Source organism: Vibrio sp. HI00D65 (genome assembly GCF_001635455.1).
In the GTDB taxonomy this organism is placed as follows: Bacteria; Pseudomonadota; Gammaproteobacteria; order Enterobacterales; family Vibrionaceae; genus Vibrio.
The window spans coordinates 1-294 of the sequence record NZ_LWEH01000404.1 but is presented as its reverse complement, the minus strand read 5'-3'; the positions used below and the strand labels follow the sequence as shown (position 1 = coordinate 294).

The 294-nt window shown below is 44.0% G+C and carries 2 tRNA genes; both read right to left on the bottom strand.

Annotated features, from left to right (window positions below):
• Positions 1–86 precede the first annotated feature (86 nt).
• Positions 87–162, bottom strand: a tRNA-Asn gene (locus tag A3712_RS21545).
• A 36-nt stretch (positions 163–198) separates the two neighbouring features.
• Positions 199–274 (bottom strand) — tRNA-Thr (locus A3712_RS21540).
• Positions 275–294 lie beyond the last annotated feature (20 nt).

Genomic DNA, 294 nt, shown 5'->3' with positions numbered 1-294 from the left:
GGCCAGTTCTGAGACATTTATTTGGTACAAATAAGTCGAAGTTTAAAACGAAAAAAGCCAAGTCTTTCGACTTGGCTTCTNNAANGTGGCTCCCCCTGCGGGACTCGAACCTGCGACATACGGATTAACAGTCCGCCGTTCTACCAACTGAACTAAGGGGGAATTATTTAAGAAGAATAAACTTCTCAATAATATAAATGGTGCCGACTACCGGAATCGAACTGGTGACCTACTGATTACAAGTCAGTTGCTCTACCTACTGAGCTAAGTCGGCACAAGTGGGGCGCATTTTAT